Below are 21,333 nucleotides of genomic sequence, written 5' to 3'. Positions count from 1 at the left end.
ATCTGGAAGTTCAAGGGTCAGAGACTCTGAGTCTGATGGCTCTTTTTCCATCAACTGTCAACCGCCAACCATTAACCGCCTGCTCGTTCCCATAGCCGCCCTGACCGCTTACCTGATTCTCCCTGCCCTGGCCGTGCAATTCGCCAACATCGGCCTGCTGCGCGAGGGCAGCCGGGGGCGGCGTGAGCTGGCACTGACCTTCGACGACGGGCCGGACCCCACCACCACGCCCGCCGTGCTGGATGCGCTGCGGGAGGCTGGGGCGCGGGCCACCTTTTTCGTCATCGCGGGCCGGGCCGCAGATCACCCGCAGTTGATCGCCCGTATGCTGTCCGAGGGGCACGAGGTGGCCGCGCACGCTGAGAAGCACCTTCACGCCTGGATTCGCACGCCCTGGGGCAGTTTTCTGGACGTGCTGCGGGCGGTGCGGCGGGTGGGCGCAGTGACGGGGCAGTCTGTGCGGTATCACCGGCCACCCCACGGGGCCTACACCCTGGCCACCGTGCTGGGTCAGCGGGCGGCAGGGGTGCGCGGCGTCCACTGGAGCGTGGAGGGTCAGGACTGGCACGCGAGCCTCACGCCGGAAGGGCTGCGAGACCGCCTGCTCCTGCGTGCTGGCCCCGGTTCCATCGTCGTGCTGCACGATGCTGGGCCGGGGGCGGCCAGCACGGTGGCGATGCTGCCGGGGCTGTTGCGGGAATTGAAGGTGCGCGGCTACGCCTTCAAGTCCGTATCCGGGTTGGAGGGCGCGACACCCGTCGGTTCGGCGGCGCTACGGCGGCGGGCGTTTATCGCTGTGGACTATCTGTTTGACCGTCTGGGCCGCATCCAGCCGACGGCGGGCCGGGCCGACAACCTCTTCCGCACGGGGTATTCGGCCTTTCCGTTACGGGGCGTCACGCTGGCCGACGGCACCGCCGTCCCGAAGGGCGCTCCGTGCGCCGAGTTTCACGTCAACAATCCGCTGATGGTGGACCTGGGGATCAACCGCCCCGCCATCCGGCAGGCGCAGCGGGATTACCGGTTGGTGGCCGGGGACCTGCTGCGCCGCCCGGACCTGCGGGGCGCGCAGTACGTCTTCTGCCTGAGCGCCGTCTCGCCGCTGATGGCTGTCATGGGTTTCGAGACCTACGATCTGCCCCCTGCCGATGCCCGCCGCCTGCAATTCTGGGCGCGCGTGATGCGCTGGGGCTTTGCGGGCGCACCCAAAGTGGCCGAGCCGAGGCTGAGCATCCTGAGCCGGGCAGCGTTCCTGGCACAGTACGGGGACGGTGGGTAGCGCGGGGCACGCGGTTTCTCCTTTTTGCCCAGGCCAAAGCTGTGGCTGCACTGATCTCTCGTTCGGTCCACTCCCGAATGACCAGAACATCGGTTCCCGAAGCCAGATTGCGATTAACCCGGTGTCGCGGTCAGAGCCACGTCCCCACGCCACAGGGACAGCGCGCTGACCGCCAGGATCACAGCCAGCGGGAGCGGCACGTCGCCCAGGTCCATCCGCAAATCTGTGCCGCTCGTGTAGCCGCCAAAGCGCCCGCGCACCTCTCCCGCGTAGTGGCGCAGATTGAGGTCCAGGCCATCGGTAAAGCGCCCGTAGCGGCCCACCGCCCCATCCTGTGTGAATTCTAGTCGGGCGTCTATGCCGTCCACGCCGCCCAGATGCAGGTGCAGTTCTCCGGCGACAACCCCGGCGCGCAGGTCAAAGCCGCGCGTGAAGCTGCCCACCCGGCCCTCCAGCCCATCTGCCGTCAGCGAAACCACGAGGTCCTGCCCCGCCGTGAAGCTGCCGATGCGTCCCCGCAGGCGCTGGCCGTCCCAGGTGCTCTGAAGATCGAGACCCTCGCTAATGTTGCCCAGGCGTCCGCGCAGCGCTGTCTGTGGGGCTGTGTCCGGCATGACCGTCATGGCTGGATCTTAAACCGGGCAGTCTCTCAAAAGCCTGACGTGGTGGGACGGGTATGCTTGCCGCCATGTCCCGATTAGACGCGCAGGTGGAGTTCCTGCTGACCTGTGACCGTCTCAAGGCCGTGACGCGCACCACCCTGCTGCACAGCGGCGAGCGGGCCGAGAACAGCGCCGAGCATTCCTGGCATCTGGCGCTGATGGCCATGACACTGGGCGAATACGCGCCGCCCGGCACGAATCTGAACCGGGTGATGGAACTGCTTGTTGTGCATGATCTGGTAGAGGTTTACGCCGGAGACGTGCATTTCGATCAGTCTGAAGCCGGTAAAGAGGAGCAGGTCCAGCGCGAGACAGAGGCGGCGGCGCGGCTATTCGGGCAGCTACCGCCGGATCAATGCGACACGTTCCGGCAAGCCTGGCAGGAATTCGAGGCCCGCCAGAGTCCTGAAGCCCGCTTTGCGCGTGCCCTGGACGCCTTGCAGCCGATGTTGCTGACCTGGGGGCCGGGCGGGGTTGGCTCGGCGGCACACCCCGAATTGACCCTGGGGCGTTTGCTGGCGCTCAAGCGTCCGGCACTGGAGGATTTTCCAGAGCTGTGGGAGCTGTCCCAGCAGACGGCAGCGCGGGCGGTGAAGGCGGGCATCATGCCTGAATAGATAGGAAGAGGCGGCCTCCAGACCCTGGAAGCCGCCTCAGACTGGTTTTGCTTACAGCTCCAGCAACATGCGTGCCGGGTCTTCCAGCAGGTTCTTGATCATGACCAGGAACTGCACGGCTTCCTTACCGTCGATGATGCGGTGATCGTAGGACAGCGCCAGATACATCATCGGCGCAATCACCACCTGACCGTTCTGCGCGATGGGCCGCTCGATGATGTTGTGCATGCCCAGAATGGCGCTCTGCGGCGCGTTGATGATCGGGGTACTCATCATGCTGCCGAACGTTCCGCCGTTGGTGATCGAGAAGGTGCCGCCGCTCATGTCGTCCATGGTCAGCTTGCCGCTGCGGGCCTTGGCCGCATAGCCCGCGATTTCCTTCTCGATTGTCGCCAGCCCCATGCCGTCGGTGTCGCGCAGGATCGGCACCACCAGACCGCGCTCGCTGGCCACGGCAATGCCCACGTCGTAGAAGCCGTGGTAGATGATGTCCTTGCCGTCGATACTGGCATTGACCAGCGGGAAGGCTTTGAGGGCCTCGGTGGCGGCGCGCACGAACAGGCTCATGAAGCCCAGCTTGACGCCGTGCTTGGCGACAAACTGATCCTGATACTTCTTGCGCAGGTCCATGCTGGGCTGCATGTTGACCTCGTTGAAGGTGGTCAGCAGCGCGGCGCTGTTCTGCACTTCCTTCAGGCGCTCGGCAATGCGGGCGCGGATGCGGGTCATCGGAACGCGTTGCTCGGTACGCGGGCCACTGGGAATGATGGCTGAGGGCGCGGGCTGGGCAGGCTTTGCCGACGCTGGGGCTGCGGCTTTCTGCGGTCCCTGATCGGTGCTTCCGCCCTGAGAAGCAACAACAGCGTCCTGCTTGGTGATGTTGCCGCGCGGGCCGGTGGCCGGAATCTGCGAGACGTCCAGATTGTTCTCGGTCACGACTTTGCGGACGGCGGGGGAGAGGTCTTCACGCCGCTCTGCCCCCTGGGCCGCAGGCTGGGTGCCCGTGCTGTCGGGCTGGACGGCGGTACCGCCCGCGCTCTTTTCGTCGGCAATGGGGCCGCTGGTTTCCTCTTCAGTGGCTTTTGCTGCTAGGGCGGCAGGTGCGCTGCCCGCGTCGCCCATCACGCCCAAGACTTCCTCGCTCAGAACTGTATCGCCCTCGTTTTTGGCGACGCTTTGCAGGACGCCATCGGCCTGCGCCGTGACCTCCAGTACCACCTTGTCGGTCTCGATCTCGGCCAGCACGTCGCCGCGCTTGACGGCCTCGCCGGGTTGCTTGTGCCAGGTCAGCAGCGTGCCCTCACTGACCGATTCGGAAAAAACTGGAACTTTGATGTCCGCCATAGTGTCTGTAGTTATAGCGCCCAGGGGCTGTGACTGGGGTGGGAACGGCGGGGTTCAACTCTCGGCTTTTTTTGGAGGCTTGGCTTTTTTCGCCCCGTTCAGGGCCACGGCCTGCTGAATCAGCGCTTTGAATGCCTCCTCATCTATCGCCTCGCCCTCATGGATGTCTATGGCGCGGCGCGTGTTGCCCTCCAGACTGGCGTTGAAGATCCGGGCCGGATCGTCCAGCGATGCACCTTTGGCGAAGGTCAGTTTGACGGCCCCCTTGTACGTCTCGCCCGTGCAGATGACGCCGTCATGCTCCCAGACGGGCGTGCCGCCCCACTTCCACGTCTCGGTCACGTCCGGGTCGGCCTCCAGAATCAACGCCCGCATTCTGCTCAGGCTTTCGCCGCGCCAGTCGTCCAGGCCAGCGATCTTCTCCGAGATGAGTTGCGATGCCGACTGGTCCGCGCTCACGTCTGACTGGCTCATGTTTCCCCTTCAGAGGCCGCGAATGTTCAGAATGGAGTGCGGTCAAGGCCCCACTAAAATGAGGCGGGAATCCATTCCATCGCCCTGCCTTCCTGGCCCCGCGTTCACCCGTTTTCCAGCCCATTCTAGTTCGCAGCCCCCATACTGTGTGCCATGCTGCGAATAGAAGCCGCCGAAATCATGATCGTCCGCCTGCCGCTGAAATTCCGGTTCGAGACCAGTTTCGGCGTGCAGACCGCCCGCACGGTGCCGCTGCTGGTGCTTCACGGTGACGGTGTGCAGGGCGTCTCGGAGGGCACGATGGAAGTGGCCCCGATGTACCGCGAGGAGACGCTGGCCGGGGCGCTGGATCTGGTGCGGAATATCTTTTTGCCGCGCATTCTGGGCAAGACCTTTGCTAACCCGGAAGAGCTGAACGACGCCTTGGGCGCGTTCCGGGGTAACAAGATGGCCCGCGCGATGGTGGAAATGGCCGCGTGGGACCTGTGGGCCAGAATGCTGAATGTGCCGCTGGGCACGCTGCTGGGTGGGCGCAAGACTGAAGTGGAGGTAGGCGTCAGCCTGGGCATTCAGGCCGATGAAGCCGCCACGGTGGACGCCGTGCGCCGCCATGTCGAGCAGGGCTACCGCCGGATTAAACTCAAGATCAAGCCCGGCTGGGACGAGGCCCCGGTGCGCGCCACCCGCGAGGCGTTTCCCGACATCCGCCTGACCGTGGATGCCAACAGCGCCTACACGCTGGCCGATTCGGTGCGGCTGAGGGCGCTGGACCAGTACAAGATGACCTATATCGAGCAGCCGCTGGCCTGGGACGATCTGATCGATCACGCCACACTGCAAAGCCGCCTCCAGACCCCGCTGTGCCTGGACGAGAGCATTGCCAGCGCGGCAGATGCCCGCAAAGCTCTGACTATCGGTGCGGGCGGCGTGATCAACCTCAAGGTGGCCCGCGTGGGCGGTCTGGCCGAAGCCCGGCGCGTGCATGACGTGGCGCAGGCGTTTGGTGCTCCGGTGTGGTGCGGCGGCATGCTGGAGGGCGGCGTGGGCCGGGCACACAACATCCACCTGTCCACCCTGCCCAACTTCACGCTGCCGGGGGACACCTCCAGCGCCAGCCGCTACTGGGAAACCGACATCATCAACGAGCCGCTGGAAGCCGTGGACGGCCTGATGCCTGTGCCGCAGGGACCGGGCATTGGCGTGACCCTCAACCGCGATTTTATCGAGAGCGTGGCCGAGCTGACGGAGGAACACCGCCCTTGAGTCCGGTCCCCGCCTCGTTGCCGCTGCGTCCCTACGTGATCCGCGACGTGACCGATCCGTGGGCGATGCGCGGGCTGGAAGGCGTGCAGGTGGACGCCTGGGGCTACCCGGACCGCGAGGTGCTGCCCAGCAGCATGTTCCGTATCAGTTCGGTGTGCGGCGGCGTGGTGCTGGGCGCGTACGCGGCAGACGCGCCGGAAGATGGGACGCAGCTTCCCTTCGGGCTGGCCTACGGCTTTCCGGCGCTGGCGGGCGGGCAACTGTGGCACCACTCGCACCTGCTGGCGGTCCACCCCGACTGGCGCGGCAGCGGGCTGGCGGTGGCCCTCAAATACGCGCAGCGCGAGCGGGTGCTGGCGCAGGGGATCACGCGCATGACCTGGACCTTCGACCCGCTGATCGCCCGCAACGCCCGCCTGAATCTGGGCAAGCTGGGCGCGCGGGCCGTGTCTTACCATCCCGACTGGTACGCGCTGGGCGACGATCCGGCCACCGCCTTTCCCGCAGACCGATTGATGATCGAGTGGGACCTGTCCCAGCCGCGTGCAGCGCGCCCGCCGCCTGCCCCCGACGGCGAAATGGCCCTGGCTGCCGTGCCGGAAGGGGAGGAACCGGACGCACCGAGACTGAAGTTGAATGGCCTGCAAGTGCTGGCCGAAGTTCCCCGCAAGGCCGAGCTGATGAACGAGGCGTTGCGCCTCGGCTGGCGGCTGGCGCTGCGTGAGGTCATGGGCGAGTACATGGGGCGCGGGTACGTGGTCACGGACCTGGCCGCCGATGGCGAGCGGGTGTATTACGTGCTGACACGGGACGCTCAAGCAGTTTGATCGCAGGCCGCAGCGCGTCTGGATTGTCAGATCGTCAGGCGTCTCCCGCCATCTCCACTCCGACTGTGTTATGTTATTTACATAAGGGGGTTCAAATGTTACATATAGAATTTGTCACCGATCTGGGCGCGACGGTTACCGTGGATGTGGAGAGTGCCGACAAGCTGCTGGACGTGCAGCGCCAGTATGGCCGTCTGGGCTGGACCAGCGGCGCGGTGCCAGGGGGCGGGTATCAGTTTCCGCTGGACAACGAGAGCGACTTCGACTGGTCCCTGATCGGGGCCAGAAAATGGACCAACCCGGAAGGTGAGGACATGGTCATCCACCGGGGGCTGGCGTACCGCCGCCGCGAGCTGGAGGCCGTGGACAGCCGCAAGATGAAGCTGCCCGCCGCCGTCAAGTACAGCCGTGGGGCACGCGGCACCGATCCCGAACATGTGCGCGAGAAAGCCGACGGCGAATTCGAGTACGTGACGCTGGCGATCTTTCGGGGGGGCAAGCGGCAGGACCGTTACGCCACGCCCGGAGGAGGCCGCGCACCGCAGCAGGCCGCCCGTCCTGCCGCGCCCCGGCCCCAGCCTGTGGCGGCGCGGCCTGCCCCTGTGGCCGTGGTGGAAGACGAAACGCCGTTCTGACAGTGATGCGGGCTGAACTGGGCGTGGGCGGCTTTCGGAGCCGGCCTTGCACCAGTCGTCATCTGCTCCGCTGTGCTGATTCGGGTCAGTCCGTGGCGGGTCCTGAAAAAGCCTCAATCCTCCGCCCAATACTGGCGCTCACCTCCTGACGCTTCAGATATGACCCCATGACCCCGATCATCTGGGTCTGCGGGTTTACTTGATGGGCCAGCGTCGCCAGCAGCAGGGGCGACTTCTGGTCCCGAACTGGCAGCAATTGCCTCCCGGATCGCGCCCCGCGTGGCCGCCGCCCCTTGGGGAGAGGACGCCAGTAGAATTCGGGCAGCGCGAAAACTGTGTCGTGGCTGAACGTCAGGTGCGCGTCACCGGGACATCGTCAGCTTCTGGCCCTTGCCACTCTCGCCCCCTCCTCAACCAGGCCACCCAAGGAAAACCCTGATGACCGAACCCGTCTCCCAGAATTCCGTTCTCCCTTCAGTCATGGCGCACCTGCGAGCGCTGGTGGAAGCCACTGGCCCCAGCGGGTCTGAAGAAGACGTGGTGCAACTGGTGGTCAGGGCCGCCCGCCCCTATGCCGACAGCCTCGACGTGGATGCCTTCGGCAACGTGATTGCCGTGCGCCACGCTGCCCAGGCCGGTGCGCGGCGCTGCGTCATCTCGGCGCACATGGACGAGGTGGGCTTCCGCGTCTATAAGATCGGCGGCGACGGGTTCCTGCGGCTGGAAAAGCTCGGCGGCCTGGATGACCGGATTCTCCCGGCGCAGCGCGTCTGGATTCGCACCGACAGCGGCGAGCGCTTGCTGGGCATCATCGGCATCAAGAGCGCCCACCTGTTGAATGACGCTGACCGTACCAGCGTCGTGCCTTATGCCAATCTCTATGTGGATATTGGCGCACGCAGCCGTCAGGAAGTCCTCGATATGGGCGTGGCCGTAGGCGATCCGGTGGGCTTTGTCGGCAGCCTGACCGAACTGGGCCGCCAGAGTGGCCGCTACACCGCGCACGCCCTGGATGACCGGGCAGGCTGCGCCGTGCTGCTGACCCTGCTCGAACGCTTTCACGGGACGCCGCCGCCAGTCACGCTGGTCCTGGTGTTCTCGGTGCAGGAGGAAGTCGGCCTGCGCGGCGCGTCCGCCCTGGCCCGCCACCTTCAGGCTGATGTGGCGCTGGCCCTGGACATGACGGCAGCCGATGACACGCCCGAGTTCTCCGGCCCGCACCTGCAACTGGGCGCTGGCCCCACCGTCAAGATGATGGACGCCTCGACCCAGGCGCATCCGGCCATTCGCCGGGGTCTGCTGGGCGCGGCCCGGAAACGGGGCCTGGCCGTGCAGCGCGAGGTCCTCAAGGGGATCGGCACCGACGCCGGGGCCTTGCAGTACCTGGGTCAGGGCGTGCCAACCGGGGCTGTTTCGGTGGTCAACCGCTACACCCACAGTCCCGTGGAAGTGCTGGACAGCCGCGATCTGGAAGGGGCGGTGGCGCTGCTGGAAGGTTTCTTGCACGACCTCCCTGACCTGGATCTGCGTTTTGTGGCGCTGGACGGGGAGGCTTCAGGCTGACCGCTCTTCCGGCTCCCTGCGCAAGTTTCAGGCCGCCGCCGTAGCGTCTTGTACTGTGGCGTCTTGGGCAGGTCTTTACCCGTCGTCCGCGTGTTCAGGCCAGTCTTCAGAATGCGGGGATGCGAATTCCCAGACGACTGATCCTGGCAGCGGCGGTCACGGCCATCGCCATGCGCCGCAAGTTCATCCCGGCCTACGATCTGACTGGCAAGAGTGTCCTGATCACGGGCGGTTCGCGCGGTCTGGGTCTGGCGCTGGCCGCCGAGTTTCTGAAGCGTGGGGCCAGTGTCACGCTGATGGCGCGCGATCCTGCCGAGCTGGAGCGCGCGGCCCAGCAGCTCGGCGGGGACAGGCGGGTGCAGACCGTGGCGGGCGACGTGACCCGTGAAGACGATCAGCGCCGCGCCCTGGCCGAGGTCACGCGCCTGCACGGCGGTCTGGACGTGCTGGTCAACAACGCGGGCCTGATTCAGAGCGGTCCGCTGGCCAACATGACCGAGGCCGATTTCCGCCGGATCATGGAGGTCAACGCCTTCGCGCCGCTGCTGCTGACCCGGCTGGCCGTGCCCGAACTGCGCCGCCGGGGCGGGCGGGTGCTGCTGGTGTCCTCGGTGGGCGGCAAGGTGGCGGTGCCGCATCTGGCCCCCTACAGCGTCAGCAAATTCGCCCTGACGGGGATCGGGCAGGCCCTGCGTACCGAACTGGCCGGGGACGGCATAGTGGTGACCACCGTCTGCCCCACAGTCATGCGAACGGGCAGCCCGCGACAGGCCGAGATCAAGGGGCAGCATCAGCAGGAATACGCCCTGTTCGCCACGGTGGACAATTTCCCGCTGATCTCGCTGGACGCCCGTGAAGCCGCCCGCCGCATGGTGGACGCCCTGGTGCGCGGCGACGCGGAAGCCCCCATCGGTGGTTCTGCCGTGCTGCTCAAGTACGCTCAGGCGCTGGCCCCGCAGCTCACCGCCGATCTGCTGGCGCTGGGCACCCGCCTGTTGCCCGCCGCCACCCGCAGCGACGGGGCCGTTCTGGGCAAGGAGGCTGAAACGCCATTGACCCGCCACAACCCCATCAAGAACGAGGCCGAACGGGAATTCAACGAACTGGATGGTCAGGATGGGGAAGAGGCATCCTGACGTTCCGGGGAGAACCTTTGCGGGGAGTGACTGGGAAAAGAGCCGCGCTGCCAGGGGTCAGAACGTCTTCAGCACAGGGCTGTTCTCTCTGACTGGTCCGCCTTCCTGGCCTGCATTTGAGGGATGCGAGGTTTTTCACGCTCCAGGAGGCTCAAGACCCTGTTTGTAAGTGTGGCGCAAGGAACTGAAGGGTATAACGGGGTGAGATGACCCACTCCTGTACCCTGTCCCTGCTCAGCCGAGGCCAGCGCCCGTGACCGCCCTGCTGCTGGCGGCCCTGTTCGTGGTGGGCCTGCTGCTGCTGGTCCGCTTCCCGGAGCGTGCCCTGAGCGTCCTGGCCACCCTGCTGGGGCTGGGGCTGGTGGCCACATTGATCGTGCTGGCACACAGCGGCGCGGCGCAGGGCAGTTCCTGGACCGCCGCGCTGGACCGGGCACAGGGCGCGCTGAGCGTGCTGGCCGTGATCGTGGGCGGCGGCCTGATCTCGCTGCGTCCCTCCTCCGCCCTGCCCGCGCAGCCCGCGCGCCGCAAGGAGGTCAGGCTGCCCAGCGGCAAGCCCACGCGGGTGTCGCGCGCTCCCACCCTGACGCGCCGCGCCGCCCTGTCGGCCACCAAGGCGGACCTCAAATTCCAGGATTACGAGGTCATGGACCGCATCGGCATCGGCGGAATGGGCAGCGTATACCGCGCCAAGCGCAACAGCGACGGGCGCATCGTGGCCCTGAAAGTGCCGCAGGAAAAGTATCTGGCCGACGCAAAATTCGTCAAACGCTTCTACCGCGAGGCGGAAGTCCTCAAGAGATTCAACCACCCCAACATCGTGCGGGTCTACGACTACCGCATGCAGGACCCCGAGCATTACATCGCCATGGAATTTCTGGACGGCGACAGCCTGGAAGCCCTGCTGGAAGACAGCACCCTGGCGTTTGACGAGTCGGTGCAGGTGATCCGCGCATTGGCCGACGCCTTGCGCCACATCCACATGCAGAACGTGGTCCACCGCGACATCAAACCCGGCAACGTGATGATGCTCAAGAACGCCTTTCAGGGCGGCCAACTGCGTGAAGGCGGCGTCAAGCTGATGGACTTCGGCATCGCGGTGGGCAAGGTCCTGACCCGCCTGACCATGACGGGCGCGCGGGTGGGTACCCCGATCTACATGGCCCCCGAACAGGCCAAGGGCAATCGCGTGGACGCCCGCAGCGACGTGTATTCCCTGGGCCTGCTGGCCTACGAGATGGTCAGCGGCCAGACCGCCTTCCGGGGCAGTTACGAGGCCGTGGTGCATCAGCAGGTCTTCGAATCTCCCAAGCCGCCCAAACAGGTCAGGCTGGAAGTGCCGGGCCGCCTGAACGACCTGATCCTGAACATGATCGAGAAGGACCCGGCGCAGCGTCCCACTCTGGACGAGGTGATCACCCGCATTGATGCGGGCGTGCTGAGTGATGAGGTCTTCGGCGATCCGCTGGCCCTGGCTCTGAGCGTGCAGGAAAAGCGCGGTACCGTGCGTCTGCTGGACCTGCACGGCAAGCTGCGCGCCAGCCTGTGCGATCACAGCAATGCGGCACAGGGTCTGCCCAGCGTGCCCAATGCCCTGGCCGGGGACGCGGACGGCAACCTGTACGTGACCTTGCAGGAATACCGCCAGGGCAAGTCGGGCGCGCTGGTCCGCAAGCTGGACCCGCAGGGTCAGGAACTGCTGTCCTTCGGCCCCTATGGTCTGGGCGAGGGCGAACTGCTGCAACCGCTGGACATCGCCTTTACCCAGGGCCACATCTACGTGCTGGACGGCGAGGCGCACCATATCGTCGTGTACAACACCGCCGGACAGTTCGTGCGGCGCTTCGGCGGGCGCGGACAGGGCCTGGGCCGCTTCGACAAGCCGCGCCGCATGGTGGCCTCACCAGACGGCCACCTGTACGTGCTGGACACCGGCAACAACGAGGTCCAGAAGTTTACCGCGCAGGGCGACTACCTCAGCCGCTACGCTTTCCGGCTGGACCGCCACAGCGAGGGCCTGCGGACGCTGGAGGGCCTGGGTGTGGACCGTCACGGCGCGGTGTATATCGTGGACGGTGTGGCCCGCAAACTCCGCAAGATCGAGGCCGACGGCACCCCCGGCGTGACCTTCTCGCTGGACACGCTGGTGGGCGAACCCACCGAGGCCCCGTGGCTGATCAGCGTGGGACCGGAGGGCCAGATCTACGCCGTGCGCCAGGGCGGGCAGGTGCTGCGGACCATTTCCAGTGCGGGCGATCCCATCTCCAGCCGCGACATGTACGCCCCGGTGCAGGCCATGACGCTGCTGGACCGCCCCCACTCCGGCGCGGGCCAGTCCCCTCCGGGCAGATCGGTGGCCGAAAGACTCAACCCGGTGCAGCCCAGCGAGGAGAAGGCCACTCCAGCGCAGTCCGGCCTCCAGACCGCCGCCAGCATCTGAGCTTTGCCCAGATCGGCGGATTTCTGAGCTGCCCTCGAAGCTCTTGTGACTCCATCTGGTGGGGCAATTCTCTGGCAAGATGCTCTAACATCTGGGCCACCCATGTCCCCATTGCCGCTGCTGACCCTCTACACCCGAACCGGCTGCCACCTGTGCGAGCAGGCACAGGCGAATCTGGCGCGGCTGGAGTTCCGGGTCCAGTTGCTGGATGTGGACACGAGCGCCGAATGGCGGCGGCAATACGGCGACGACGTGCCCGTGCTGGCCCTAGGCGAACGGGTGCTGGCGCGCGGCGTTCTGAGTCCGGGCCGCCTGAGCATGATCAAACTGCAATTGCTGCGCGCCGCAGAACCGCCCACGCCTGAGCATCCCGAAGGTTGAACGGCACAGGTGCAGGCAGGTTCGTTGGGAAACCCGGCTGCAATCCTGGGGAGACGGCTGGCCGGACGGATTTCGCGCGCCGACTTTCTGGTCTTCCTGGTTCAGTGGGCGACTGCCGACACTGCGCCCAGGCCGTCCACCCGTGCCAGTTCGGTGTCGATGGCCGCGTCCAGCAGGCGGCGCACTGCCGGGTAAGGTTCGCTGGCGCTGGCCCCGGACGCCATGACGTGGCCGCCGCCGCCCAGCGCCACCGCGACGTTCTGCGCGCTGACCCCACCGCGTGAGCGCATCGACAGTTTGACCCGCTCTCCAAAGTCCTTGATCATCACCGCAAGGTCCGCGCCCTCGGAGTTGCGCAGCAGGCCCACGTAGGACTCGACGTCTTCCCAGGTGGCCCCGGCCCGCGTCAGCATGGCGTCGTCCACGCGGGCCAGCACCACCCGGCCATCACGCGTGAACTCCATGGTGTCCAGCACCTCGCGCAGCAGCAGGTAGTAGGCGCGCGGGTTCTGGCCCATGGAATCGTTGATCCAGCCCAGCCGCGCGCCGTGTTCCAGCAGGCTGGCGGCGCACTCGAAGGTTTCCGGCGTCACGCTGTCGAATTTGAAGCTGCCAGTGTCGGTGATCAGGCCCAGCATCAGCGGCGTGGCGACCTCCTCGGTCCAGGTGATGCCCAGCTCATCCAGCACGTCGGCCACCAGCATGACCGCCGCTGGTTTGCCCGGATCGACCAAGCCCGCCGTGGCCCGCCGCTGGTTGGTACCGTGGTGATCGATATTGACCACCTGACCGGAAAACTGCCGCAGGTCCGCGCCCGCCACCCGGTCCGGGTCGTTGTTGTCCACATCCACCACCACGGCCAGCGCACCCTCCGGCCAGTCTGTCAGCGGCGTGCTGGTTTCTCCGGGTTCAGGCAGGAAACGCAGGTAGCGCGGTACGTTCATCGGTGCGATCACGGTCTTGCCCAGATCCCGCAAGGCCCGCGTCAGGCCCAGCAGACTGCCCAGAGCGTCGCCGTCCGGGTTTTCATGCGAGAGAACGACCACCGGCCCGTCGTGGGCGCGCAGCAGGGCCGCAACTTGCCTGACCTCCTGCTGATACTGATGATTGTCCCCATTAGAAATCTTCACGCCTGGACTATAACGACTCCAAATTAGAGAAATGTTGAGCGCATGTGTTTTGAATGGACGGTGGTAAATGAATTCGACCAGATCCTTCCAGTTGCAGGAGACGGTGTTTCCGTCCATTTTCCGCTGTGTGGCAGGGCGAGCCGGACTGCCGGGCTGCGGGTACAGTGGCAAATGCCAGTTCATCGGCGGCTTCGTTCTCATTTACCGGGCTGCGTGCAGGTCTGAACAGAGCCGGGTCATCCGCACGCCGGGTGCGCCACAATCTCAGACGTGAATGAATCTGTCCTGCCCGCCCGTCATGTCGCCTTCGATTGGGGAGGCGTGTTTACCGTCGGCACCTTCGACGGGCGCAGCACCCAGAACGTGGCGGACCGCAGCGGCGTACCCGTCGAGCGCGTTCGGGACAGTTATTTTCGCCATGTCCGGCAACTGGAAGTGGGCGCGTGGACCCTGGACCACTTCTGGTCCGTGTTGCAGGAAGAAACTGGCGTCACACTGCCCTACGCCGACTTCGAGGCGCTGTATCTGGGCAGCATTGCCGATCACGCGCCGATGTACGCCACGCTGGCCGCCCTGCCGGAAGGCGTGCGCGTGGGCCTGCTGAGCAACAACTACCCGGTGGTCAGTGACCATCTGCGTGCCGATCCCCGTTTTGCCCGTTTCGATGCGCTGGTCTTCAGCAATGAGCTGGGCCACAAGAAGCCCGCGCCGGAATCGTTTGCCGCTCTGGAAGCAGCTATGGGGCTTCCCGCCGCCCAGACCGCCTTCGTGGACGATGTGCAGGAGAATATCGACGCCGCCAACGCTGCCGGATTCCACGGCATCCTGTACCACCACGAGGCGCACGAGGAATTTGAGCGGGAGCTGGCGCAGTGGCTGGAGTAGGGCGAGACGCAAAGCTGACGCCCGGCCCTTCTCCCCGCCTCTCCTGTGGAGCTTCATAAGTTCACATGGAGAGGTTTTTTGCGCTGGGTTGATTGAGCTGTTTCCAGGCTCTGTGGGCGCATTGATTCGGGTGGTTTACCTGCCAGGGTGGTTTACCCCACCCCATCACAGGTAAACCGCCTCTCTGGCGTGCCTGCGTCCCGCACACTGTCTTCACAGCACCACAGGGAAACACATTCTTCCCACCCAGCCACCTCTCCCAGATGGGACGGGGACCGCCTTCCATACCCCCAGGAGAACCGACATGACCCAGCCCCAGAATGGACAGCCACACAGCCCGCGCACGCCCGCCGAGATTCTGGAAAAAACATGGCAGACTGAGGACCGCTGGAAGGGGATCAAGCGCAATTACGGGGCAGAGGAAGTCGTCAAGTTGCGCGGCAGCCTGCCCATCGAGTTCACCCTGGCGCGGCACGGCGCGAACAAGCTGTGGCGCATGATGAAGGACGAACCGTTCGTGAACGCGCTGGGCGCATTGACGGGGAATCAGGCCATGCAGCAGGTCAAGGCGGGTCTCAAGGCGATCTACCTGAGCGGCTGGCAGGTGGCCGGGGACGCCAACAATGCTGGGCAGATGTACCCCGATCAGAGCCTGTACCCCGCCTCCAGCGTGCCGGATGTGGTCAAGCGCATCAACAACACCCTGCGCCGCGCCGACCAGATTCAGACCAGCGAGGGGCGGGACGATATCGACTACTTCGCGCCCATCGTGGCCGACGCCGAGGCTGGGTTTGGCGGTCCTCTGAACGCCTTTGAGCTGATGAAGGCCATGATCGAGGCCGGGGCGGCAGGGGTGCATTTTGAAGACCAACTGGCCTCCGAGAAGAAGTGCGGGCATCTGGGCGGCAAGGTGCTGGTGCCGACGAGTCAGTTCATCCGCACGCTGAATGCCGCGCGACTGGCCGCCGACGTGAGCGGCGTGCCCACCGTCCTGATCGCCCGCACCGACGCCGACGCCGCCAACCTGCTCACCAGCGACATCGACGACAACGACAGGCCGTTCTGCACGGGCGAACGCACCCCGGAAGGCTTTTACTTCGTCAAGCCCGGCATCGAGCAGGCCATTTCCCGCGCCCTGGCCTACGCCCCCTACGCGGACGTGATCTGGTGCGAGACCAGCGTGCCGAATCTGGAGGACGCCCGCAAATTCGCGGAGGCGGTTCATGCCGAGTTCCCCGGCAAGCTGCTGGCCTACAACTGCTCGCCGTCGTTCAACTGGAAGAAAAACCTGGACGACGAGACGATTGCCAAGTTTCAGGTGGAGCTGGGCAAGATGGGCTACAAGTTCCAGTTCATCACGCTGGCCGGGTTCCACAGCCTGAACCACGCCATGTTCGAGCTGGCACACGGCTACGCCCGCAACCAGATGGTCAGCTTCGTGGAGTTGCAGGAGAAGGAATTCGCGGCCCAGGAACGCGGTTTCACGGCAGTCAAGCATCAGCGCGAGGTGGGAACGGGTTATTTCGACGCTGTGTCCAACGCCGCCGCCGGGGGCCAGAGCAGCACCAATGCGTTGGCTGGAAGCACCGAAGCCCAGCAGTTCGGGGCGCGGGAGCTGGCGGGGGCACACGACTGAGCTTCAGCAGTTGCGATCAGGAGGGGGAGCCGAAATTCTGGCTCCCCTTTTTGCTGTACTCGTTCTACGTGCTTGAAAAGAAGCGGCTCTGAGTGCGAAAACCGCTTCTCAACTTCTCTCTCTCCTCCACACTCCTTCCCGCTCCAGAACCGCGCAGCCGCCAACGTGGACGGCCATGACCGCGTCGCCTTGCATCTCCACCTCCACCTCCACCTCGCCGGGGGTGCCCAGCGCGTGCCCCTGGTAGATCACGCCGCAGGCCCGTCCGGCGCGCACCGGCAGGCGGCCCCCGTGCGCCAGCAGGGCCATCAAGGCTCCGCCCGCGCTGCCGGTCACGGGATCTTCGGAGATGCCCAGTGCCGGGGCGAAGTCGCGCGCCGCGAAGCGGTTGACGCCCATCGGGGCGTAGGCGTAGACGCTGCCCACGTCCAGCGCCCCGCTGAGCAGTGTAATCCGGTCCAGATCGGGTTCCAGCGCGTCCAGGATCACCGGGTCCAGCAACGGCACGAAAACGCTCCACAGACCTGTGCTGGCGGCGGCCAGCGGTAGCCCTCTGTGGATCATGCGGGCGTCGATGCCCAGCGCCTCGGCCAGCTCGGCGCGCAGGCTGCTGGGCACCGGGCGGATTTCGTGGCGCTGCTGGCGCATCCAGACCTGATGCGGTACCCCGGCCTCGCTGATCAGTTGCAGAGGCACGCGGCCTGCCAGGGTTTCGAGTTCCAGCAGCTCGCCGCGCCAGTGGCCCGATTGCGCCAGCATCAGCCCCAGCGCCAGCGTGGCGTGGCCGCAGAACTCTACCTCCTGCGTGGGCGTGAAGTAGCGCACCTGCACGGCGGAGCGGCCCATACGGGTCACGAAGACGGTTTCGGGCGCACCCAGGAAGGCGGCCAGTTCGCGCATCTCGGCCTCGCTTAGCCCGGAAGCGTCCAGCACTACCCCGGCGCGGTTGCCCTGGCCCAGCGTGCTGGTAAAGGCGCTGACCTCGCTGTAGGCGATCATACGGACCAATTTAGCGTGCCCGGCTGCCCAGAGAGGAAGAGAGATGCCAAATAGCCTGGGCACCGGGAAGTTTCAGGAGTGCGTTCACCTTTTTAGTCCACCCAGCCGCAAAAAAGCGCGGCACGCTGGGGAATCTATTCCCATCGCGTGCCGCGCCCACCTACCAGGCCCTTTATTTCAGGCTGGCCAGCGTCCTCTTCGCGTCATCCAGATCGCGCTTCTGCCAGAAGGTGTCGGCGGGCATGGCGACGGCCTTCTGAAGTTCGGCGGCGGCCTCTGTCCTCTTCTTCTGGAGGATCAGGGCGTTGGCGTATTCGATGTGATGGACGGCCATGTTCGGCTCCAGCGCAAAGGCCTTGGCAAAGTTGGGGGCGATCTGGTTCCTGTCCGCCCCGGTGGCGCGGCGGGCGATAAAGCCCTTCTCGTCCAGGTTGGCGTGCCACAGGCCCAGCGCCACGTAGGCCCCGGCCAGATTGGGATTGAGCTTGATGGCCTGATCCAGATTCTTCTTCATGTCCCCGGCCAGCCCCAGGCTTTGCAGGATGCCCGAGAACTGCGCCAGACGGCCCTGTGCGCGCGCCAGCTCAAAGTAGGCGTCGGCATTGTTCTTGTCCTTGGCAATCGCGCTGCTGGCATAGCCCTGCGCTTTCTGAAACAGTGCTTTTTTCTGGGTATCGGGCACCATTCCGGCCCCGGCGGTGGTGGCCTCGGCGGCCAGGGTCAGGCCCGCACTGGTGTTCAGGGCGGCGGCAGAGGCGGCGGCTTCCTGCCACTTGCCCGAGTCGTAGAGGGCCTGGGCGGCCCCCTGGCTCTGGGCAGAGGCGGCGGGGGCCACGAGGGCGGCGGTCAGGGCAAGGGTCAGCATGAGGTTACGCATAGGGATTCTCCGGGGGCCACGCGGGTGACCAGAAAAGGATTTGGGTTGAAGGCTGCGCCGAGTATACACAGCCGGGGCCTGGACTGCTGATGTTTGCGTCAGGAACGCTGGCCCGGCCCTTTTCTACACCGGGTCTATTTTGCTCCCGTGGGTGCTACCCTGGGAACCATCGTGGATTACAAGGCGGTGCTGGCTGACCTGCGTGCCCACCTGCCCCCGGATGCGGGCGGCGGGGATACGGCGGTGCGGCGCGGCAGTCTGCGCTGGCTGGAAACCCAGATGCGGGCGCGAGGGGCCGGGGGCGCGGCGGTGCGGAACATCATCTACCGCGACATCGGTACGGCGGCGGACCGGGAAATCCTGCGTGCCATCCTGGCCGGGCTTGCGGCTGAGGCGGGCCGCCCGCTGCCCGCAACGCCAGCCGTCCCCACGCCCCCCCCGCTGCCCGCCGAACTGGAACTGCTGGGCCGCAGCAAGAAACGCGCCTACCGCCAGTTTCTGGCCGGGGTGCGGGCGGGCCGCGCGCCCCGGCTGATCGTGACCGGGCGGGCCGGGGCGGGCAAGACCGTCCTGCTGGACAGCCTGGACGCGGCGCTGCGCGAGGCGGGCCTGCCCGTCAAAAAACTGTTTCTGTCCGGTGAGGTGTCCCGTCTGCTGGAACTGGAAGCTGCGCCCGGCACGGCCTACGCGCAGCTCGCGGCGGCGCAGATGGAGGCCGCGCGGCGTCAGCTTCCGGCGTCCGGCACGCTGCTGGTGCGCGTGACCGATGATCTGAGCTTCGCGGGTGGCCCGCCGCGCAGCGCCGACGGTTCGGTGATTTCCCCGGCACGCTGGGCTGCCGAACACCTGCTGCGCGCCGCACCGTCAGGGCTGGCCGTGCTGCTGGCCCTGGAAAAGGTTTCAGTCGATGGTCTCGGCCTGCCGCCCCCCGAGACCATCACCCTGCATCCGCCCACCCCTGCCGAGGCGCGCGGCTATCTGATGGCCCGTCTGGGCATTGCCCGCGCGGAGGCCGATTCACTGGTGGCCGAGACCGGACGCCACCTGGACCGCCTGAGTCTGCTGGTGCGCCTGCGCGGCGGCGAGACGAACGCGGACGCGCCGGACCTGTGGACGGACCCTGATATCTGTCGTCTGGTGGCGGCGACGGCAGCGCTGGCGGCCAGCACGCCGCACGTGCCCGTGACCTCCTGGCCCCCCGAACTGCTACGGACCGCGCTGGGCGCTGAATTCCGTCAGTTGCCGCCCCATGCCCGCGCCCTGCTGGCCGGTTCGGACGCGCTGGGCTGGACCCCTGCGCCCGCCCTGCGCGCCGCCTGGGAGGGGGCCGAGGCCAGAGACCGTGCTGGGGCGCTGCGCCGACTGGCCGGGCTGACCTCTGAGCCAGGGCGGCCCGTTCGACTGGCCGCGCTGGCAGCGCTGAAGGACTGGGCGGCACTGGCGGCCCACATTCGCGCGCAGCCCGACGACGCCCGCTGGCTGCCGCCGCTGTGGCCCTCCATCCGCCACGGCGCGGTGGGGGAGACCCGCGACGATCTGGCGGGGGCAGTGGTGCGCCACCACGCGGGCCGGGGCGACTACCACGATTCGGGGCTGCGCGACGCCCTGTTCACGCTGCTGGAGGCCACGCGCCCCCCGGTGCGGGCCTGGGCGCGGGTCAAGCTGGCCGAGAGCAGTCTGGAGGCCGGAAACATGGCGGCGGCGGCAGAGCAACTGGCCCACCCGGAGGTCTCTGCCCTGCTCCTGTCTACCGCGCCCCCCCGTGATCCCTGGGCGGTGAGTGCGTGCGCCGACGCGCTGCTGGTGCAGGCCGCCCTGGCGCGCTGGGCGGGCGATCTGGAAGCGGCCACCCGCGCCGTCATGGACCCGCGTGCGGCAGTGGGCGGCCCCCGCGCGGGCCTGTGGCGCGGATTGATCGCCAAGGATGCCGGACGCTGGGACGAGGCGCTGGGGGCGCTGGCCTCGGTGCCGCCTTCCAGCCCGCTGCTCTCTGCGCGTGCCCGCTATCAGGAGGGTGACCTGCGCCTGCGCCTGGGTCAGCCCGCCGCCGCACTGGCCGCCCTGCGCGACGCCGTGGCCCGGCTGGAAACGGCGGGGGCCGGAGAGGAGGAACGCGCCCGCGTGCTGGCCCGCAGCGCCACCGCCCTGCGCCGTCTGGGTCTGCTGGAGGACGCCCACGCCACCCTGAATCGCGCCCTGGACCTGCTCCCCCCCGATCCGCGCCGTCACGCCGATGGGGTGCCCCGCGCCCGCCTGCTGTCGGAAGGGATTCCATTGTTGCTGGCGCTAGGCCGCCCGGACGACGCACTGGCGGCCTCGGTCCAGGCCCTGGCCCTGCTGACAGGCCGCAGCGCCCGCCCCGCCGAGGTCCAGTACCGTCAGCGCCGCACCCATTACCGCGTGGCCCTGGCCTACCTGACGCGCGGGCTGGGCGGCGCGTACCTGCAACCCCTGCTCGGCCCGCTGCGGGATCACCCTGATTTGCAGCAGGCCCGCGCGCTGCTGGACGGCCTGATTGGGGAGGCCACGCCCGGAAGTGACCGCGACAGCATTCTGCTATTCGACATGTACCTCAGCCGCGCGCTGGCCGAACCCCACCCGGCGGCGGCGCTGGACTGCGTGACCCGCGCCCTGGCCCTGGCCGCCCACCCGTACGAGGAAGCCCAGGCCCGCACCATGCGCGCCGAGGTGCAGTGGCGCGCGGGCCGTCCCGCCGAGGCGCTGGCCGATCTGAACCGCGCCCACGCCCTGCTGCGCCGCGTGCAACCGGGACTGGATGACACGCCCGATCCCGGTTTGCAGGCGCAACTGCTCACGCTGGAGGCCGCCCTGACCATCGGTGACGGCCCACAGATGGTCCGTTGGCTGCGCGCGGCGCTGGCAGACCCGGCGTTGGCCCCCTTCCGTGCGGGCATGTGGCGGGCGCTGGGGCGGGTGCTGGAAGCTGGGGGGGACGCGTGGCCGCTGCTCCGAAGTCTGCACGGCCCGCGCGCCGAAGCCCTGGCCCATCTGCGTCCCGGCGACGCCCTGTGGCTGCTGGAAGGGGCTGGGGGCGAGTCCCCAGGTTGGCCGTCTCTACCGTGAGATTGAACATTTCCTGGGTCTGCCGACGATCTGATTTTACTGCGTGGCTCAGGGCGGCTCAGGGCTTTCCGCGCCGCGCCGTCCGCAGATTGAAACCGCGC

At 66.9% G+C, this 21,333-nt stretch carries 18 protein-coding genes; 12 read left to right on the top strand and 6 right to left on the bottom strand.

What is annotated here, in order from left to right; genetic code table 11:
- The first annotated feature begins 133 nt into the window (after nucleotides 1-133).
- Entirely contained in the window at nucleotides 134-1,279 is a 1,146-nt protein-coding gene (locus Q319_RS0103795) for a polysaccharide deacetylase family protein (protein WP_245618949.1), read from the top strand.
- Nucleotides 1,280-1,392: 113 nt separating this feature from the next.
- On the opposite strand, the gene Q319_RS0103790 is transcribed toward Q319_RS0103795, so the two are convergent.
- A complete protein-coding gene (locus Q319_RS0103790; RefSeq protein ID WP_081845876.1) occupies nucleotides 1,393-1,902 on the bottom strand; it encodes a hypothetical protein in 510 nt (169 codons plus the stop codon).
- Between the two features lie 65 nt (nucleotides 1,903-1,967).
- Here Q319_RS0103790 and Q319_RS0103785 point away from each other — a divergent pair, with 65 nt between their 5' ends.
- Nucleotides 1,968-2,558: an HD domain-containing protein gene (locus Q319_RS0103785; RefSeq protein WP_029480644.1), complete on the top strand. Its 591-nt coding sequence runs from the start codon at nucleotides 1,968-1,970 to the stop codon at nucleotides 2,556-2,558.
- Nucleotides 2,559-2,609: 51 nt separating this feature from the next.
- Here Q319_RS0103785 and odhB read toward each other — a convergent pair whose 3' ends face one another.
- The gene (odhB, locus tag Q319_RS0103780; protein WP_029480643.1) at nucleotides 2,610-3,902 is read right to left on the bottom strand and encodes a 2-oxoglutarate dehydrogenase complex dihydrolipoyllysine-residue succinyltransferase; all 1,293 of its coding nucleotides are present in this window, start codon (nucleotides 3,900-3,902) and stop codon (nucleotides 2,610-2,612) included.
- Between the two features lie 54 nt (nucleotides 3,903-3,956).
- Nucleotides 3,957-4,376 (bottom strand): DUF1801 domain-containing protein, encoded by a 420-nt coding sequence (locus Q319_RS0103775; RefSeq protein ID WP_029480642.1) that lies wholly within the window; start codon nucleotides 4,374-4,376, stop codon nucleotides 3,957-3,959.
- A gap of 153 nt (nucleotides 4,377-4,529) precedes the next feature.
- Between Q319_RS0103775 and menC the strand changes: the two genes are divergently transcribed.
- From menC to Q319_RS0103735, 7 genes are all read left to right on the top strand, one after another.
- Entirely contained in the window at nucleotides 4,530-5,639 is a 1,110-nt protein-coding gene (gene menC, locus Q319_RS0103770; RefSeq protein WP_029480641.1) for an o-succinylbenzoate synthase, read from the top strand.
- Nucleotides 5,640-5,704: 65 nt separating this feature from the next.
- Complete coding sequence (locus tag Q319_RS0103765) at nucleotides 5,705-6,466, top strand: acyl-CoA acyltransferase (protein ID WP_051655084.1); 762 nt, start codon at nucleotides 5,705-5,707, stop codon at nucleotides 6,464-6,466.
- A 95-nt stretch (nucleotides 6,467-6,561) separates the two neighbouring features.
- On the top strand, nucleotides 6,562-7,101 hold the full coding sequence (locus tag Q319_RS0103760; RefSeq protein WP_029480639.1) for a single-stranded DNA-binding protein: 540 nt from the start codon (nucleotides 6,562-6,564) through the stop codon (nucleotides 7,099-7,101).
- A gap of 438 nt (nucleotides 7,102-7,539) precedes the next feature.
- Entirely contained in the window at nucleotides 7,540-8,664 is a 1,125-nt protein-coding gene (locus Q319_RS0103750; RefSeq protein ID WP_029480638.1) for a M42 family metallopeptidase, read from the top strand.
- 119 nt (nucleotides 8,665-8,783) lie between these two features.
- Entirely contained in the window at nucleotides 8,784-9,800 is a 1,017-nt protein-coding gene (locus Q319_RS0103745) for an SDR family NAD(P)-dependent oxidoreductase (RefSeq protein ID WP_029480637.1), read from the top strand.
- Nucleotides 9,801-10,053: 253 nt separating this feature from the next.
- Nucleotides 10,054-12,240 carry a protein kinase domain-containing protein gene (locus Q319_RS0103740; protein WP_081845875.1) on the top strand — a complete coding sequence of 729 codons (2,187 nt, stop codon included), beginning with the start codon at nucleotides 10,054-10,056 and terminating at the stop codon, nucleotides 12,238-12,240.
- Nucleotides 12,241-12,342: 102 nt separating this feature from the next.
- Nucleotides 12,343-12,621 (top strand): glutaredoxin family protein, encoded by a 279-nt coding sequence (locus tag Q319_RS0103735; RefSeq protein WP_034413615.1) that lies wholly within the window; start codon nucleotides 12,343-12,345, stop codon nucleotides 12,619-12,621.
- 101 nt (nucleotides 12,622-12,722) lie between these two features.
- On the opposite strand, the gene Q319_RS0103730 is transcribed toward Q319_RS0103735, so the two are convergent.
- Nucleotides 12,723-13,751 (bottom strand): DHH family phosphoesterase, encoded by a 1,029-nt coding sequence (locus Q319_RS0103730; protein ID WP_051655078.1) that lies wholly within the window; start codon nucleotides 13,749-13,751, stop codon nucleotides 12,723-12,725.
- Nucleotides 13,752-14,021: 270 nt separating this feature from the next.
- Here Q319_RS0103730 and Q319_RS0103725 point away from each other — a divergent pair, with 270 nt between their 5' ends.
- Together Q319_RS0103725 and aceA are read left to right on the top strand one after the other, a co-directional pair.
- Complete coding sequence (locus tag Q319_RS0103725; protein ID WP_029480632.1) at nucleotides 14,022-14,636, top strand: HAD family hydrolase; 615 nt, start codon at nucleotides 14,022-14,024, stop codon at nucleotides 14,634-14,636.
- A 304-nt stretch (nucleotides 14,637-14,940) separates the two neighbouring features.
- Nucleotides 14,941-16,272, top strand: a complete 1,332-nt coding sequence (gene aceA, locus Q319_RS0103720; protein ID WP_029480630.1) for an isocitrate lyase — start codon at nucleotides 14,941-14,943, stop codon at nucleotides 16,270-16,272.
- Nucleotides 16,273-16,380: 108 nt separating this feature from the next.
- On the opposite strand, the gene Q319_RS0103715 is transcribed toward aceA, so the two are convergent.
- Nucleotides 16,381-17,271: a PhzF family phenazine biosynthesis isomerase gene (locus tag Q319_RS0103715; protein WP_029480629.1), complete on the bottom strand. Its 891-nt coding sequence runs from the start codon at nucleotides 17,269-17,271 to the stop codon at nucleotides 16,381-16,383.
- Between the two features lie 172 nt (nucleotides 17,272-17,443).
- Nucleotides 17,444-18,148, bottom strand: a complete 705-nt coding sequence (locus Q319_RS0103710; protein WP_029480628.1) for a hypothetical protein — start codon at nucleotides 18,146-18,148, stop codon at nucleotides 17,444-17,446.
- A gap of 147 nt (nucleotides 18,149-18,295) precedes the next feature.
- Here Q319_RS0103710 and Q319_RS0103705 point away from each other — a divergent pair, with 147 nt between their 5' ends.
- The gene (locus Q319_RS0103705; protein ID WP_245618947.1) at nucleotides 18,296-21,232 is read left to right on the top strand and encodes a hypothetical protein; all 2,937 of its coding nucleotides are present in this window, start codon (nucleotides 18,296-18,298) and stop codon (nucleotides 21,230-21,232) included.
- The last annotated feature ends 101 nt before the right edge of the window (nucleotides 21,233-21,333 follow it).

Source organism: Deinococcus marmoris DSM 12784, from assembly GCF_000701405.1.
Lineage (GTDB): Bacteria > Deinococcota > Deinococci > Deinococcales > Deinococcaceae > Deinococcus > Deinococcus marmoris.
The sequence above is the reverse complement of the archived record's forward strand: the minus strand, read 5'-3'. Positions and strand labels throughout refer to the sequence as shown.